This is a genomic window from Eubacterium sp. AM46-8 (genome assembly GCF_003466705.1).
GTDB lineage: Bacteria > Bacillota > Clostridia > Lachnospirales > Lachnospiraceae > Lachnospira.
Genome location: NZ_QSEU01000017.1, coordinates 18090 through 35076, shown reverse-complemented (window position 1 = coordinate 35076; position 16987 = coordinate 18090). Strand labels below are relative to the sequence as shown.

The window sequence follows — 16987 nt, the reverse complement described above, 5'->3', positions numbered from 1 at the left end:
ATATTACTTATTAATGAATTCCCATGCTTGTTCGGGGCTGTGTACAACAAACTCAGCCCCATTATCCTTTAAGAACTCTTCATCTCTGAATCCCCAGCCAACCATACATACATCCATTCCTGCATTAGCCGCTGTCTGGACATCTACTTCTGAATCCCCGACATATACAGCCTGTGTTCTGTCAACATCAAACTGTCTTAATACTTCATTAACACTGTCCGGATATGGTTTTCTTCTTATGCCTTCTCTCTCTCCAACCGCATAATCAAATAGTCCTGGAAAATAATCCTTACATAATGCCTGTACTCCATAATCAGCCTTGTTAGACACAACCGCTGTGTACACACCGGCATTTCTTATATTCTCAATAAGTTCTTTTATTCCATCATAAGGTCTTGTCTTATCTGCACAGTGCTTCTTATAATGCTCTGTAAATGTTTCATGCACCTTAACTATCATGCTTTCTGGTGTTCCCTGTGGTACTGCTCTTTCCATCAGCTTTCTTATCCCATTGCCAACAAAATGTCTAATTTCTTCAATCGTCCTCTCAGGCATGTCAAATACTGAAAGTGCATAATTAGTACTATCTGCAAGGTCTTCCAATGTATTAAGTATCGTTCCGTCCAAATCAAATATAACGATTTTGTATTTCATATATCCTCCTTGTTATGGCTTCTTTATCCCAGCAGCTCCTCAATTATATCGTAATGCTCATCAATCGCTGCATTAAGTGTCTCAATATCCTTCTTTATAAGGCTATCATATATCATTTCATGTGTCTTTAAAAGTTTCTTTTTCTTAATTCCATCTGCATGCTTTATGACATAATCTATCCATTCGCGGTAGACTTCAACAACAGCTTCCATCAGTGTAATCCACAGGTTGTTGCCTGTATCTGCAATCAGTTCCTCGTGAAATGCTTTATCAATATCAACAAGTGCATCACCTGTTTCTGTCATCATCTGATTAACCATGCTTTCCAGTCGTTCCTGTTGTTCTTTCATAAGACCTGTATGTATTACTGCATTACACACTGACTTTTCCATCATGCGGCGGAATTCGCACACTTCGCGCTTAGTAACAGTTTTTAATGCAATCATCATTAATATTGTCTGCTTTATGGACTGCCCGACATTTTCTGATATATAATTGCCAGAACCCTGACGGCGTTCTATAAGTCCCATTCCATGCATAATACTTAAAGCTTCTCTTGTTGAATTGCGTCCTATCCCAAGAGTTTCTGCAAGTGCACGCTCAGTAGGCAGTCTGCTTCCTATTGTAAGCTCTCCGCTTTTCATAAGCTCATAAATATATTGAATTGCCTTTTTGTATTCCTGCGAAATTTTTTTCTGATTCATGTCAGCTGATTCCAGATTACAACACCCCTGTCTCATTAATATAGGCTTCTATAAGTCTTAATGCACCATCTTCCCCAACCTTTGAAACATCTATGCATATATCGTAATATTCTGCATTTCCCCATTCTTCACCTGTATAATAATTGTGATATGAGCGTCTTCTAAGGTCTGTATCTTCAACTATCTTAGCTGCTTTCTTAGGGCTGACATTGTGCTTCTTTTCTATAAGTTCTACTCTTTTTTCTTTGTTTCCTGTGAGAAATACTGATATAACATCTTCTCTGTGTCTGAATGCATTGTTTCCACATCTGCCGACAACTACGCAATTTTCATTACCGATTATGTCAGCCATAGCCTTGCGTGGAGTTTTTCCATTATCTGATGTATCATCACCTGCCATTGTGTCAGCATACAGCATCATATCAAGTGGCATTTCTCCATAAAAATATGGATATTTTTCATACAGACCTTTCTCTTTTGCCAGCCTACAAACAGCATCCTTATCATAAAATGGTATAAAATATTTCTCTGCCAGTGCTTTTCCTATCTGGTCACCCATACATCCACATTGTCTTGCAATCGTGATTATCATATATACCTCTTTTCTGCGCACGCTTTTTGCGCATAATAGGTTTGTGCCAAGTGCGCGCAGGCACAAACCCCGCATGTGAAAATATTATTTTCACACTATCCTCATAATTTTACATAAATCCAGCAAATAACGATGAAAGTGCAACTGTAAGTATACCTGCAACTGCAATTGAAAGACTGCTCATTGCTCCTTCAATTTCGCCCATCTCCATAGCCTTGGCTGTTCCTATAGCATGTGCGGCAGACCCTAACGCAAGTCCTTTGGCAATTGGCTCTTTTATTCTGAATATTCTACATATAAGCTCACCAAATATATTTCCAAGCACTCCCGTTACAACTATTACCGCAACTGTGATTGTTACATAACCTCCAAGTTCTTCTGATACTCCCATACCAATAGCAGTAGTTATTGACTTTGGAAGAAGTGTAACATATTCAGCATGGCTCAGATTCATAATTTTAGATAACACAAGTACCGTTGTTAAACTTGTAAGCACACCTGATGCTATTCCTACAACAACTGCCTTGTAATTCTTCTTAAGAAGACTCCACTGCTCATACAGCGGAATTGCAAGACATACAGTTGCCGGTGTAAGAAACCAGCTAAGATACCTGGCACCCTGATTATATACATCATAATCAACACCTGATACTGCAAGTACTATTATTGTTATTATTATTGATATAAGCAGTGGATTGAATATTCCAAGCTTAAATTTTTTCTTAAGCACAGAACCAATAAAGTATGATAAAAGACTTAAAGTGACTCCTGCAAAAAGTGATTCTCTGAAAAAATCATTCATTAACATTAACCTCATTTCTTTCTGCTTTGCGTAATTCTCTCTTCCTGTCAGCGTGTATGATTATCTGCGAAACCTGACCTGTAACAGCCATAACCGTTATTATCGCAACAACCGTAACAATAAGCACCGGCACAAGTACCGGCTTTAACACACCCCATGAAGACATCAGTCCTACTCCTGCTGGAATGAACATAACAGGCATTACAACTATAAGAAATTTCCCTGCATCTTTTACCCAGCTAAGCTTTATAAGTCCCGTAATAAGTCCCACAAATAGTATCACCATTCCATATATACTGGCTGGCACGGGAAGCGGAAGCAGATATTTCAACGCCTCCCCGATAAAAGAAATCGCCAGTATAATAAGAAACTGTCTTAATAATTTCATAATAACTCTCCTATCCTGTAACTGCTGTTGTAAATTGGTAGCACCAATTCTTCTTGTTATAATACATTTTCTACTGTAATAAAGCAAGTGGAAAATGCGTCTTTGGGATAATTCTTGGGTAGCGTCCTCATTTTTATGAATGGCTTTTGGACTTTTTTATGTCTTCCCACAATTCTAACGTCCAATCTGCTCGGCTTCGGCTTCCCTTTTGGACTTCATCGTGCCTTCACTCTGCTCTAACGTCCAATCTGCCGGGCTTTAGCTTCCCTTTTGGACTTCATCGTGCCCTCACACAGCTTCAACGTCCAATTCTCCGCGCTTCGGCTTCCCTTTTGGACTTCATCGTGCCTTCACACAGCTTCAACGTCCAATCCTCCAGGCTTTGGCTTCCTTTTTGGACTTCATCATGTCTTCCCGCATCTCTAACGTCCAATCTGCCCGCCTGAATTCTAAATCTACCTAATTCCTACATCCACCTGCACACAAGCCCCATAACACGAAAACTGCCGCATCATTCCTGACACGACAGTTTTACTCACTTATATCCAATTCAAATCTTAAAGCACCGTACGGGAATTGAACCTGCGCTATCAGCCCATTTTACCCTCTTCTTGCCTTAGCTGCCTTAAGCAGATGTTTTGCAAGAACTGATGTTGTTACCGAACCTACTCCTCCAGGAACCGGTGTACATACAGAAGCGTTCTCTGCAACATCTTCAAAATCAACATCACCACACAGATTGCCGTCTTCATCAACATTTATTCCAACATCAATTACAACTGCACCGTCTGCAACGAATGATTTGTCAACCATCTTTGCAACGCCTGCTGCCGCAACAAGCACCTCAGCACCCTTACATACTCCTGGCATATCAACTGTCTTAGTATGACACACTGTTACTGTTGCATTCTTCTTCATAAGCATCATCGCAACCGGCTTACCGATAACAAGACTTCTTCCGATGACTACTGCTCTCTTACCCTTTAAGTCAACTCCTGCATAATCTAACATCTCAATTACAGCTTCTGCTGTACATGGACCATATCCTGTCGGATTCCCTGCATATACCTTTGCAAGATTCATAGGTGATATTCCGTCCAGGTCCTTCACACTGGCAATTCTGTTCTCAATTGCCTTCTCATCAAGATGCTTTGGCAAAGGTCTTAAAAGAAGAATTCCGTCAATATCCTCATCTTCATTAATCTTGTCAAATTCTTTCTGGAAAGTATCATTATCAATATCAGCAGGAAATGTATATGAAGTACATCTGAATCCTACTTTTTCCATCTTCTTGGTAGCGCCACGCTCATATGACATATCATCTGGTCTTTCACCAACACGCACAATTGCAAGATGTGGAGTTGCGCCCTTCCAGTCCTTCATCTCTTCAATAATCTTCTCATTAATAGCATTAGCAACCGGTAATCCCTTAAGTGTCTCCATATATCCCTCCTTATTTTGCAATCTTGTTCTATGGTCTTACAGCGTCCATAACTCTTCCAAATGTTTCTTCTTCAATCTGTGCTGCTTCAACAAGCATCTTATCTGCCTTAAAGTTCATATCTTCAGCAAGTTCTCTGTCCTTCATAAGCTTTGTATTGATAAATACATTAAGTGAAGCCCCCTTCATTGCAGCCTCACACATTGTTATGCCGACACCTGCATCACTGATTGCAATTCTGCTTCCAATTACAGATATACGGTCGATAAGCTTCATGGCTTCAAGTATAAGCTCCATCATTGACAGAGGGGCTTCTGAGGCTGTAACAAGTGCCTTTGCCATAATTGCTTCTCTTTCCTTAATCTGTTCTTCTGTATCCTTAGGAAGACCATAAGCTGCTGCAAGAGGCTTAAAGCTTTCAGCATCCTTATCCATGCACTCTGCAAGTCTCTTTGTAAGGTCTGTCGCTTTAACAATAAGTTCTTCAATCTCTTCCTGATACTCTGCATATTTCTTCTTTCCTGTAGTAAGTGCAAGCACCATATTACCAAGGCTCATGCCTACTGCTGCCACATATCCGCACGCTCCGCCGCCTCCCGGCACCGGTTCACTTGAAGATAAAACCGCAAGAAAATTATCCATTGTCATATCTGTCATCATATTAAATATCTACCTCCCCTGTAAATACTGTTTTCGCCGGGCCTTCAAGATATACGGTATTCTCATCTTTATCCCATGTAATCTTTAAGTCACCTCCAAGAAGATGAAGTGTTGCTGTTGTGTCGCACATTCCGTTAAGAACAGTTGCAACAAGGCTCGCACATGCACCTGTACCACAGGCAAGTGTCTCCCCGGAACCTCTCTCCCACACACGCATATTAAGATTATTCTTATCTATAACCTGAATGAATTCAGTATTAATTCTCTCTGGAAATGCTTTGTGATTTTCAAAGAAAGGTCCGATTTTTTCAATCTCAAATTTCTTAATATCAATATCTTTATCAAGATAAACAATAGCATGAGGATTACCCATTGAAACTGCTGTTACCTTGTACTCCTTACCTTCTACAACAATAGTCTCATCCACAACAGGTGTCTTAACAACCTTTCCGGCAATTGTCTCTGTCTCACAGCCTTTATATTCTTTAAGTTCCTTCGTATCAACAGGAATCTGTGCTGCCTCAAGAATTGGTGCGCCCATGTTAACCCTTGCCGTCTCAACCCTGCCATCTGCACCGGTTTTAAGTTCAAGTATCTTCACACCTGCAAGTGTATCAATAGTAACTGTTGTCTTATCTGTAAGTCCATTGTCATACACGAACTTTCCAACACATCTTATTCCATTGCCACACATCTGTCCCTGCGAACCATCTGCGTTGTACATCTCCATAAAGAAATCTGCTTTATCTGATTTCTTGATAAGAATAAGTCCGTCTGAACCTACTCCAAAATGTCTGTCACTTAAGTCAATTGCGACCTGTGACGGATTATCAATTACTGACTGTGTGCAGTCTACATATATGTAGTCGTTGCCTGCTCCATGCATTTTAGTAAACTTCATACTGCGTCTCCCTTTTCCTATATATTATAAATGCAGTGATATATCACATTTGTCATACATCCTGATATATTCCCATCACCATAGTTGCTGACTCTACCATTGTATTGCCACTGTCCATGCTGCATTTCTGGATATATCTGAATGCTTCCTGCTCTGACATATTATTTCTTTCCATAAGCAGATGCTTTGCATCATCAATTATCTTCTGTTCTTCCGGACTTCTCTTTCTTGGCTGTGACCGCAGTTTCTTTCTGCGCCTTATCTGTGCCTGAAGCATCATCTCTATAGTTGACACAAGGTCATTAACCTTTATTGGCATTGCCGCACATACAATTCCATTGTCCTGACAATCTTCCCATCTGTTCTGGGACGCAACTAACAACATCTCAAAGCTCTTTGGCTTATATTCATATAATTCAGTATAAACCATATTATCTGACAGCTTATATCCGCATATTATTATTCCATCAGACAATGTATCTGCCTGATTGATTGCCTGTGCTCCACTCGTACATGGTACAGCGACATCGAAGCCTCTGTGAATCAAAAGGTTCCTTACTGCTTTAGCCTCCTCTAACTTGGGAAATGCTACAATCAATGTGGACATCAATTAACTCCTTTTCTACTCAGCATACGCTTTACCATGTTTAATCAATACTTGTAGAGATATTCATCAATTTCCCACTGTGAGACTCTTGTTGTGTAGTTTTCCCATTCTTTCATCTTAGCTTCAACATATTTGGTTGTAATATGTTCTCCAAGTACACTGCATAAAAACTCATCTGCCACAAGACAGTCAACTGCTTCCTTAAGGTCTGCCGGCATATTCTCTATTCCTGCTGCCCTTCTCTCGCCAGGTGTCATCTCATATATATTGCAGTCAACACTATCAGGTACTTCTATCTTGTTCTTAATACCATCAAGTCCTGCTGCAAGGCAGAGTGCCAGTACCAGATATGGATTAGCTGTCGGATCCGGATTTCTTAACTCAACTCTCGTTCCATTTCCTCTTGATGCAGGTATTCTTATAAGCGGACTTCTGTTCTTTGCTGACCATGCTATATATACAGGTGCTTCATATCCCGGAACAAGTCTTTTATATGAATTAACAAGCGGATTAGTTATTGCTGACATACCTCTTGCGTGCTTCATAATACCAGCAATAAAATGATATGCATCATCTGATAAACCAATCTTTCCATTCTCATCTGCAAATATATTCTTACCCTCTTCAGTTGCAAGTGACATATTAATATGCATTCCAGAACCGCTGATACCAAACTTTGGCTTTGGCATAAATGTTGCATAAAGTCCATGTCTCTTGGCAATTGTCTTAACTGTCATCTTAAATGTCTGTATATTATCTGCTGTCTTTAAAACCTCATCATATTTAAAATCAATCTCATGCTGTGCAGGAGCAACCTCATGATGTGAAGCCTCAATCTCAAATCCCATATCCTCAAGAGTAAGAACCATATCTCTTCTTATATTCTCGCCCAGGTCATTAGGTCCAAGATCAAAATATCCAGCTTTTTCATGGCTTAAAGTTGTAGGAAGTCCGTTGTCATCTGTATGGAACAAGAAAAATTCACATTCTGGACCGACATCAAAACGGTATCCCATTTCATTCGCTTCTTTAATAGTTTTCTTAAGTATCCATCTTGGGTCGCCCTCAAAAGGCTTGCCATCTGGTGTATACACATCGCAGATAAGTCTTGCAACCTTTCCCTGCTGTGGTCTCCATGGGAATATTTCAAATGTATCGTAGTCAGGATACAGATACATATCTGACTCTTCAATTCTTACAAAGCCTTCAACAGAAGAACCGTCAAACATACATTTGTTATCAAGTGCCTTCTCAAGCTGGCTTGAAGTAATTGCAATATTCTTAAGTGTTCCAAAAATATCTGTAAACTGAAGACGTATAAACTCTACATCCTCTTCTTCAACCATCCTGAATATATCATCCTTATTGTATCTGCTCATAAGAAACCTCCGCTATAATTATATATTTCTTATTGTGGCTTATTGCCAGCTTTTATAAATATACTACATTTTAATCTCTTTGTGTAGAATACTAATATTTTTCTTGAATAATTTTGTTTCTTAATGTACCATAGTTATGCATATTTCGTCTTTTTAAGACATATATTAATAATTTTAAGGGAGATAAATTATGGCTAAGAAAACAAATGTACCTCTTAAGAGACGCAGACGCTCTGAACTTAATGCAAAACTCATTGCTATCATTGCTGCTGTACTCTTTGTTGTAACTATATGTATCGTATTCGCTGTTATTGGCAGTCACAAAAAAGAAAATAATCCTTCTGTTGCCGATAACCAGAATAATGAAACTACTGCTGAACCAACAACAGAGGAAGAAACTACAACCAAGGTTCCGACTATAGAGGTCGACCTCATGATGATTGGTGATATGCTTATGCATGAAGGTGTTGTAAAAAGTGGTCTTATGGATGATGGAACTTACAACTTTGACCATCTCTACACTAACATAGCTAAGGATATCAACTCTGCAGACATAAAAATCGTTAATCAGGAAACAATCCTCGGCGGTTCTGATTTTGCTTACACAGGATATCCAACATTTAACTCACCATGGCACTTGGTGATGCAGAAGTTAAAGCCGGTTTCAATATTATCCTTCATGCTACCAACCACACATTAGACAAAGGACTTAAGGGTGTTGAGAACTGCCTTTCATTCTGGAAGACTTATCATCCTGATACTACTGTTCTTGGTATCAACGAAACAGAGGAAGATTATGAGAATATATATGTTTATGAAAAAGAAGGTTTCAAGATAGCATTTCTTAACTACACATACGGAACTAATGGAATTCCTATTCCTGATTCCAAGCCTTATATTGTAAACATGCTTGATAAGGATAAGATTACAGCAGATGTAACTAAGGCTAAACAGCTTGCTGATATGGTTATTGTACTTCCACACTGGGGTACTGAATATGTCTACACACCAGATTCTAACCAGAATTACTGGACACAGCTTTTCTTAAGCCTTGGTGTTGATGTTGTTATCGGTACACATCCTCATGTCCTTGAGCCTGTCGAGGTAGTATCTGATACTAAGGGACATGAAATGCTTGTATACTATTCACTTGGTAACTTCGTTTCTAATCAGGATCAGAAGCCTCGTATGATAGGCGGTATGGCTAAGATGACACTTGTTAAAGATGAAACAGGATGTTATGTTAAGAATTATAATCTTACACCTGTTATAACACAGAAGCTTTTCGGCCAGAAGGCAATCACTACATATAAATTAAGTGACTACACAGAATCACTTGCATCAGGCAACGCAATCCGCAACGATTCCGGCTGCTCTGATTTCAGCCTTTCATACTGCCAGACTCTCGTTAAGCAGATTCTTGGCGATGATTACGATGAAAGCACAAGTGAATTAAATGTTTCACTCCATCCTGATGGTCTTGTTAAAGATACATCTGCAACAGAAAGCAGTTCTTCTGCTAAGTAATGAAAAAATCAGTAATTTTTTAAAATATAAAGAGATATATTGATACTAAGCATTATCCGAGGTATCAGTATGTCTCTTTTTTCTAATAAGAAAATGCGCATTATATTCATATACTGCGTTATAATCATTTTAGTAATCTGCGGCATAATAACCGCAAGACATAAACAATCCTCTTCTGAAAATTCTGCAAACACATCTACAATTACCAATGAGCCACCTAAATCATCAGACAGTTCAGGTACTTCCGATAAATCAAACAACTCCGATAAATCCAGTTCATCAAATGATTCAAGCAGTTCTAATCAGTCAACTCCACCAGATTCCGACAGATTACCGCCATACAACTCATCCAATCAGGGAAACGGAATTGGCGGCGGCGCAATCATGGGCAATTGCAGCATAGGCAGCCGTAAACTTCCTATATACTGTGTTGACCTTAGTAAAAAAACTAATCTTGATACCTCCAAAAAATATGTTTCCATATCATTTGACGCCGCATGGGGCGATGAAGATACTATAAAGATTCTTGACATTCTTGATAAATATAATATCAAAACCACATTTTTCATGACCGGAGGCTGGGTGGACAGCTACCCTGATAAGGTTCTTGAAATCTATAACCGCGGTCACGACCTCGGCAATCACAGCCAGAACCATAAAGAAATGAGTAAACTTTCTGTAAATGAGCAGAAAGATGAAATCATGTCTGTTGCCAATAAAATAAAAGAAATCACCGGATATACGAGCTTCCTGTTCCGCCCGCCATACGGTGATTACAATTCAACACTTATTGATACTGTCTATGGCTGTAACTTCTATCCTATAGAATGGGATGTAGATTCCCTTGACTGGAAGGACTATGGAACAGATAACATAATTAAGACCGTGACAACACATAAAGCTCTTAAGAACGGTTCCATAATTCTTATGCACAACGGTGCTAAATACACAGCTGAAGCTCTCGAATCCGTAATAACCGGTCTGCAGTCACAAGGCTACGAAATCGTGCCTGTATCGCAGCTTATTAATACTGAGAATTTCCATATGGATGGAACCGGTCTGCAGATTCCTGACTAACCCCTTGTCAATATAAACTTCGGGTATTATAATTTGGTAGTCAAAATATTTTAAATTCAAAAGAGGTGTACAATGAACATTTTCAAGAAAATATACTGCAGAAGTTTTCAGACTGTATTCAAGATTGCACTGCCATTTCTTCCATACAGGAAGCCTAAAATTGTAAGTGCGTTATCTGACATTCCATCTGTACTTAACAAAAAGAAGAAATCATGTCCTATAATTATTACTGATCCAGGAATTGCAAAGCTTGGCATTCTTTCTATGCTTACAGATGTATTCGACAATTCCGGCATTGAATACCATGTTTACGATAAAACTGTAGCTAACCCTACAACTGATACTGTGGAAGAGGCACTTGCCATATATAAAGATAACAAATGTGACTGCATAATAGGCTTTGGCGGCGGTTCAAGCATGGACTGTGCCAAAGCTGTTGGTGTAAGAATAGCAAGGCCTAAGACACATCTGTCTAAGCTTGGAGGAATCCTTAAGGTTCACTCAAAGCTCCCTCTGCTGATTGCAATTCCTACAACAGCAGGAACAGGCAGTGAAACTACTCTTGCCGCCGTAATTGTAGACGCCACAACCCGCCACAAATACGCTATCAACGATTTTCCTCTCATTCCAAGATATGCAGTTCTTGACCCGAAGGTAACACTTACGCTTCCTCCTTCAATTACCGCAACTACCGGAATGGATGCACTTACACATGCCGTTGAAGCCTACATCGGAAACTCAACAACTCCAGGCACAAGAAAAGACGCGCTTATGGCTACCAGGTTAATATTTAACAATCTTGACAGAGCATACACTCACGGCTCTGATACAACAGCAAGAAAAAATATGCTTAAAGCCGCTTATTATGCCGGATGTGCATTCACTAAATCATATGTCGGATATGTCCATGCAATTGCACATTCTCTAGGTGGCGAATATAATGTTCCTCATGGACTTGCAAATGCCATAATTCTTCCAATGGTTCTTGAAAGCTATGGAGAATCCATCTATAAGAAGCTGCATGACCTTGCAATTGCCGCCGGTGTTGCAGATAAGGATATGTCCGATGAAACTGCTGCCAAAGCATTTATACAGGCAGTCAAAGATATGAAAGCGAGATTTAACATTGGTGATACAATTCCTGAGATTAAAGAGGAGGATATTCCTAAGCTTGCAGGGTATGCCGACAAAGAGGCTAATCCTCTCTACCCTGTTCCGGTTCTTATGGACGCTAAGACACTTGAACAATTCTACTATAAACTTATGAAAGATAATACGCTTGAAAATGAGGTATGATATGGAAGCTACACAGATTAATAAACTTGTACAATCGCAGAGACATTTCTTTCTTACAGGTACAACACTTGATGTAAATGTAAGATTGATGCCTTAAAGAAACTATATTCGGCAATTAAGAAACATGAGAATGAAATATTTGATGCTCTCTATAAAGACCTTGGCAAAAGCCAGTTTGAAAGTTATATGTGTGAAGTCGGGCTTACTCTCAGCGAGATATCTTATATGCTAAAACATATAAGGACATTCAGCAGAGAGAAAAATGTTCCAACACCCCTTGCGCAGTTTCATTCCAGAAGCTTTAAGAAGCCGTCACCACGCGGAGTTGTCCTTATTATGAGCCCATGGAATTATCCATTTCTTCTGACAATGGAACCCCTTGTTGATGCAATTGCCGCAGGAAACACAGCGATTCTTAAACCAAGTGCGTACTCACCTTATGTCAGCGATGTTATATGTCTCATAATAAAAGAAATATTTGACCCTGCTTATGTATCTGTTGTAACTGGCGGAAGATCTGAAAACACATGTCTGCTTAATGAACATTTTGATTACATATTCTTTACAGGAAGCCAGGCTGTCGGCAAAGAAGTTATGCGCAAAGCCGCTGAATACTTAACCCCGGTAACACTTGAGCTTGGTGGAAAAAGCCCATGTATAGTAACAGAAGCTGCGGACTTAAAGCTCGCTGCCAGAAGAATTGTATTCGGCAAATTCTTGAATTGCGGGCAGACATGTGTTGCACCTGATTACATATATGTTCAGGACAGTGTCAAAGACCAGCTTGTGAAAGAACTTATCAACGAAACAAAGCGTCAGTTTACAAATTCTCCACTTAACAGCAATGATTATGGCAAAATTGTTAATGAGAAGCATTTTAACAGGATATCAGGCCTTATCGATAATAGCAAAGTCGTTCTTGGTGGTGCATCAGATGCTGACTCACTGCGTATTGAACCTACGATAATGGATAATGTAACATTTGACGACGCTGTGATGCAGGAAGAAATATTCGGTCCGCTTATGCCTATAATTACCTTTCACTCTATCGAGGAGGCAGTCAGCACTGTTAATGCACACATGCACCCGCTCGCTCTGTATATATTTACTAAGAATAAGAAAGAAGCCCGCTATGTAACCTCAAGATGCAATTACGGTGGTGGCTGTATCAATGATACAATCATTCACCTTGCAACTTCTGATATGGGCTTTGGCGGATTCGGTGAAAGCGGCATGGGCTCATATCACGGAAAAGCCGGATTTGATACATTTTCACACTATAAGAGCATTGTAGATAAAAAATGCTGGCTAGACCTGCCTATGCGCTACCAGCCATACACGAAATCAAATAACAGTTTAATTCATATGTTTTTAAAATAATTAATTTGCAGAAAAAACAGCGCTATATTGCATACAATGGCATACGGCGCTGTTTTTTCGTTAATAATGTTATCAATAAAAAAAGATTGAAAATGACTTCTCGAAAACTTCTCCGGCGCCAAGATGATTACTGTATTCCCTGTCCTTAAGCTCCCCTGTAAAATCTATGGCATCTGTTCTTCCATACCACGGCTCTATACATACAAATGGAACATTTTTTGATTTGCATGACCACAGACCAAATACCGGTGTATCAAACTTAACAGTAACAAAAGGCTTTTCATTCTTTACAAGACTTACCGTTCCTGCCTGACCACCCTCAATTATAAATGCATCTTTTTCAAAGCTATCCTCTTGTATTGTATATTCATGATTAATTAATGGCAGCTCATACTCATCCCTCGCCATTAATTGATAATCTCCTATCAGATGATATGTAATTCTGTCTGCATCAAATCTTATCTTGCAGCCAGCCATGTCTGCATCATTCTCTGGTGTTACAAAAGCCGGATGACCACCTATGCTGAAATGCATCATTACATTATCTTTATTGATTACTCTGTACACTTCTTTAATCTCATTGTCAATAAGGTGATACTCCAGCTCCAATGTAAAATCAAAAGGATATTTCTCTTTAGTATTTTCATCGGATTCAAGTCTCATAACCAGCATACCGTCATTATGCTTAACAAGTGTGAACTCCATATCTCTTGCAAATCCGTGCTGACCCATTTCATATACTTTTCCATTATAAATGCTTTGGTTATCCTTATATTTACCAATAAGCGGGAACAGCACCGGTGCAACTCTTTTCCACCCCTCAGGATTGGCATTCCACATTCTGTGTGTATTGTCAGTTTTACATAATACATCTCGTATTTCACACCCCTTAGAATCCACCGTAACTTTTAAAATGTTGTTTTCTAATACATACTCTGCCATATTGTTCTCCTTTCCGGACATGTTTTCTTTATTGTACATCACAATCTGATATTTTCCAAATCAAAAAAAGCTGACACACAAAGAAGTGCATCAGCCTTAAAAATATGCGGATAACAGGAGTTGAACCTGCACGTCTGTTGACACTAGAACCTAAATCTAGCGCGTCTGCCAATTCCGCCATATCCGCGAACATTTGCTATATTACCATATTCTTTCAATGTCGTCAACCTCACGCCGTCTTTCGCTCACCTTCATTTTGTTTATTTTCTGCAATTCTCATAAGTTCTTTCCATGATGGCGAGAACAGATAATAGCCTATCATTGCAAACATTCCAAAACTGAAAGAAATTGGGAAGCACAACATTACCCATGTTCCATCAAAGTATCTGTTAATAATATAGGCACTTGGAATTCTGACCGCCCAAAGCATAAGAATGTTGACAATTGTAGTATAACGCACCTTTCCTGTTCCGTTTACAATAGATATTATACAGTTAAAGATAGCAAAAAACCACTGTGAAAGCAGCATGACAACAACATGCCTGCTCGCATACATCAATACCATTTCATCTGATGAAAAGAAACGGATTATAGGTTTATGTATCATTATAAAAAACAATCCAAAGCTTAATGTAATAAGACCTGAACACAATGGAATTCTCCAGTGTCCTTCTTTAATTCTTGAGTATTTCTTAGCACCGTAATTCTGACCTGAAAATGTAGTGGCCGCCGAAGACAATCCGGTAATTGCTATGTTAGCGCAGCCTGTAATTCTTCCTGCTACTGCACCTCCCGCCATAAATATAGCACCCTGTGAATTATTAAAGGTCTGTAATGCAACATGTCCTAATGAATAAAGCGAATTATTAAGACCAATCGGCAAGCCAATAGCCAGAATATCTTTCATCATTGTTCCAGAGAATCTTCTCGGCAAAAATGTAAACTGTATCTCTAGAAACTTCTTTCTTATATAAACAATACTTACAATCCATGAAATAAACATTGCAATACTTGTAGAAAGTGCTGCACCAGCTACATCCATTCCAAAACCTGCAACAAACAGTAAATCAAATACTATATTAGAAACACATGACACAACCAGAAACCATAGTGAAGCCTTGCTGTCTCCAAGTCCTCTTAAAATTCCGGCATTCATATTATACCCCAGATTACCAAGTGTGCCTAAGAATACAACCCTTGTATAGATTAATGCGGCATCCCACACATCCTGCGGCACTTTCATGAATTCCAGAATATATGGTGCTGCAAACCAACCTAGAATTCCAATCGGAATACCTATAATATATATAAATGTTATTGAAGTCCCACATACTGAAACAACCTTTCCCGATTCCCTGGCCCCGGTATATTGTGAAATAAGAATAGACACACCTGTTCCTATTCCTAAAAAGACACATAATAATACTTCAACCGGCTGCGAACTCGTTCCTACCGCAGCTAAAGATGTATCACCACAGTATTTACCTATTACAAGTGCATCAACCGTAGTATATAACTGCTGCAAAACATTTCCAATAATAATCGGTATCGCAAACAGTATAATATTTCTCATGATATGACCACATGTCATATCAATCTTGCCTTTTTGTTTTTGTGAATATGCCATAATTTACTCCTGCTTATTATAAAATACCCTATTTGGATCCTTCATATATAATACTGTAATTCAATCATACATTCTAGTGATTTATGGCATAAAATACAGAAAAATCGCTATTATTCTTTTAATAAGCTTGTAAATAATACAGCTTCTATAAGACAAATATATATATATTATTATGTTAACCCATAATCGCATTAAATATTTCATCTAATGCGGACACATCAAGTTCCTCAGCCTTTCCTGAATCAACAAGTCCAGCTACCTTTGCGTCCATTGGAAGCTTTGCAACTGTCTTGATATCATTAGCTGCTGCCACTTCATCAATCTTACTCTTTCCGTATATATAATGAATATTACCGCAGTCTGGACATTTGAAATAAGACATGTTCTCGACAATTCCAAGAACCGGAATATTCATAAGCTTAGCCATATTAATTGCCTTCTCAACAATCATTGAAACAAGGTCCTGTGGTGAAGTCACTATAATGATTCCGTCTATTGGCATAGACTGGAAAACTGTAAGAGGTACATCCCCTGTTCCTGGTGGGCAATCAACAAACATACAGTCTGTCTCATCCCAGTCAACATCTTCCCAGAACTGCTTAACAACCCCAGCAATAACAGGACCTCTCCATATAACCGGGTCAGTCTCCTTTTCCATAAGTAGATTGAGTGACATAACCTTAATACCATTCTTTGAAGTCTCAGGATACATTACAGTTCCATCTTCATTACATGTTACCCTTTCTGTAAGTCCAAAAGACTTAGGAATTGATGGTCCTGTAATATCTGCATCAAGTATTGCTGCCTTCTTTCCTTCCTTGTTAGCCTTAACTGCCAGCATTGATGTGACAAGTGATTTACCAACCCCACCCTTTCCACTGACAACAGCTATAACCTTCTTAACTTTGCCATTATTGGCATTACGCACTATCTGTGGTCCTTTTCTTGATTCGCAGTCTGAACTGCAGCTTGAGCAGCTTCCTGAACAATTCTCGCTCATAACTTCCTCC

At 39.1% G+C, this 16987-nt stretch carries 17 protein-coding genes, 1 tRNA gene and 1 pseudogene; 5 read left to right on the top strand and 14 right to left on the bottom strand.

Translation table 11 applies throughout. The features are described 5' to 3' along the window. Positions 1-3: 3 nt before the first annotated feature. The 10 genes from DW963_RS11295 to glnA all read right to left on the bottom strand — a co-directional run bounded on the left by DW963_RS11295 (position 4) and on the right by glnA (position 8128). Positions 4-654 (bottom strand): HAD family hydrolase, encoded by a 651-nt coding sequence (locus tag DW963_RS11295; protein WP_117915816.1) that lies wholly within the window; start codon positions 652-654, stop codon positions 4-6. Between the two features lie 23 nt (positions 655-677). Further along, positions 678-1358: a FadR/GntR family transcriptional regulator gene (locus tag DW963_RS11290; protein WP_286169348.1), complete on the bottom strand. Its 681-nt coding sequence runs from the start codon at positions 1356-1358 to the stop codon at positions 678-680. A gap of 16 nt (positions 1359-1374) precedes the next feature. Further along, positions 1375-1950, bottom strand: coding sequence for a cytidylate kinase-like family protein (locus tag DW963_RS11285; protein ID WP_158567493.1), 576 nt, complete (start codon positions 1948-1950; stop codon positions 1375-1377). Positions 1951-2059: 109 nt separating this feature from the next. Continuing rightward, complete coding sequence (locus DW963_RS11280; RefSeq protein ID WP_117915811.1) at positions 2060-2752, bottom strand: LrgB family protein; 693 nt, start codon at positions 2750-2752, stop codon at positions 2060-2062. Further along, positions 2745-3140: a CidA/LrgA family protein gene (locus DW963_RS11275; RefSeq protein ID WP_117915809.1), complete on the bottom strand. Its 396-nt coding sequence runs from the start codon at positions 3138-3140 to the stop codon at positions 2745-2747. Before DW963_RS11275 ends, DW963_RS11280 begins: the two co-directional genes overlap by 8 nt. 600 nt (positions 3141-3740) lie before the next feature. Then, the gene (locus tag DW963_RS11270) at positions 3741-4583 is read right to left on the bottom strand and encodes a bifunctional 5,10-methylenetetrahydrofolate dehydrogenase/5,10-methenyltetrahydrofolate cyclohydrolase (RefSeq protein ID WP_117915807.1); all 843 of its coding nucleotides are present in this window, start codon (positions 4581-4583) and stop codon (positions 3741-3743) included. A 28-nt stretch (positions 4584-4611) separates the two neighbouring features. Next, positions 4612-5241, bottom strand: a complete 630-nt coding sequence (locus DW963_RS11265) for a cyclodeaminase/cyclohydrolase family protein (RefSeq protein ID WP_117915805.1) — start codon at positions 5239-5241, stop codon at positions 4612-4614. A gap of 1 nt (position 5242) precedes the next feature. Next, positions 5243-6142, bottom strand: a complete 900-nt coding sequence (gene dapF, locus DW963_RS11260) for a diaminopimelate epimerase (RefSeq protein ID WP_117915803.1) — start codon at positions 6140-6142, stop codon at positions 5243-5245. A 52-nt stretch (positions 6143-6194) separates the two neighbouring features. Beyond that, positions 6195-6749, bottom strand: a complete 555-nt coding sequence (locus tag DW963_RS11255; RefSeq protein WP_117915801.1) for an ANTAR domain-containing response regulator — start codon at positions 6747-6749, stop codon at positions 6195-6197. Between the two features lie 44 nt (positions 6750-6793). Then, positions 6794-8128, bottom strand: coding sequence for a type I glutamate--ammonia ligase (glnA, locus tag DW963_RS11250; RefSeq protein ID WP_117915799.1), 1335 nt, complete (start codon positions 8126-8128; stop codon positions 6794-6796). 190 nt (positions 8129-8318) lie between these two features. Between glnA and DW963_RS13810 the strand changes: the two genes are divergently transcribed. From DW963_RS13810 to DW963_RS11230, 5 genes and pseudogenes are all read left to right on the top strand, one after another. Beyond that, positions 8319-8828 (top strand): CapA family protein, encoded by a 510-nt coding sequence (locus DW963_RS13810; RefSeq protein ID WP_286169347.1) that lies wholly within the window; start codon positions 8319-8321, stop codon positions 8826-8828. Beyond that, positions 8759-9655: a CapA family protein gene (locus DW963_RS11245; protein WP_286169345.1), complete on the top strand. Its 897-nt coding sequence runs from the start codon at positions 8759-8761 to the stop codon at positions 9653-9655. The genes DW963_RS13810 and DW963_RS11245 overlap by 70 nt, the downstream gene beginning before the upstream one ends. 69 nt (positions 9656-9724) lie before the next feature. Next, complete coding sequence (locus tag DW963_RS11240) at positions 9725-10732, top strand: polysaccharide deacetylase family protein (protein WP_286169343.1); 1008 nt, start codon at positions 9725-9727, stop codon at positions 10730-10732. A 72-nt stretch (positions 10733-10804) separates the two neighbouring features. Further along, the gene (locus DW963_RS11235; RefSeq protein WP_117915797.1) at positions 10805-12028 is read left to right on the top strand and encodes an iron-containing alcohol dehydrogenase; all 1224 of its coding nucleotides are present in this window, start codon (positions 10805-10807) and stop codon (positions 12026-12028) included. Position 12029: 1 nt separating this feature from the next. Further along, positions 12030-13408, top strand: a pseudogene (locus tag DW963_RS11230) (aldehyde dehydrogenase). A 72-nt stretch (positions 13409-13480) separates the two neighbouring features. On the opposite strand, the gene DW963_RS11225 reads toward DW963_RS11230, so the two are convergent. The 4 genes from DW963_RS11225 to DW963_RS11210 form a co-directional block, all read right to left on the bottom strand. After that, positions 13481-14350 (bottom strand): aldose 1-epimerase family protein, encoded by an 870-nt coding sequence (locus DW963_RS11225; RefSeq protein WP_158568715.1) that lies wholly within the window; start codon positions 14348-14350, stop codon positions 13481-13483. 105 nt (positions 14351-14455) lie between these two features. Then, positions 14456-14537: transfer RNA gene (locus tag DW963_RS11220), tRNA-Leu, on the bottom strand. Between the two features lie 42 nt (positions 14538-14579). Continuing rightward, entirely contained in the window at positions 14580-15977 is a 1398-nt protein-coding gene (locus DW963_RS11215; RefSeq protein WP_117915793.1) for an MATE family efflux transporter, read from the bottom strand. A gap of 175 nt (positions 15978-16152) precedes the next feature. Continuing rightward, entirely contained in the window at positions 16153-16977 is an 825-nt protein-coding gene (locus DW963_RS11210; protein ID WP_117915791.1) for an Mrp/NBP35 family ATP-binding protein, read from the bottom strand. Positions 16978-16987 lie beyond the last annotated feature (10 nt).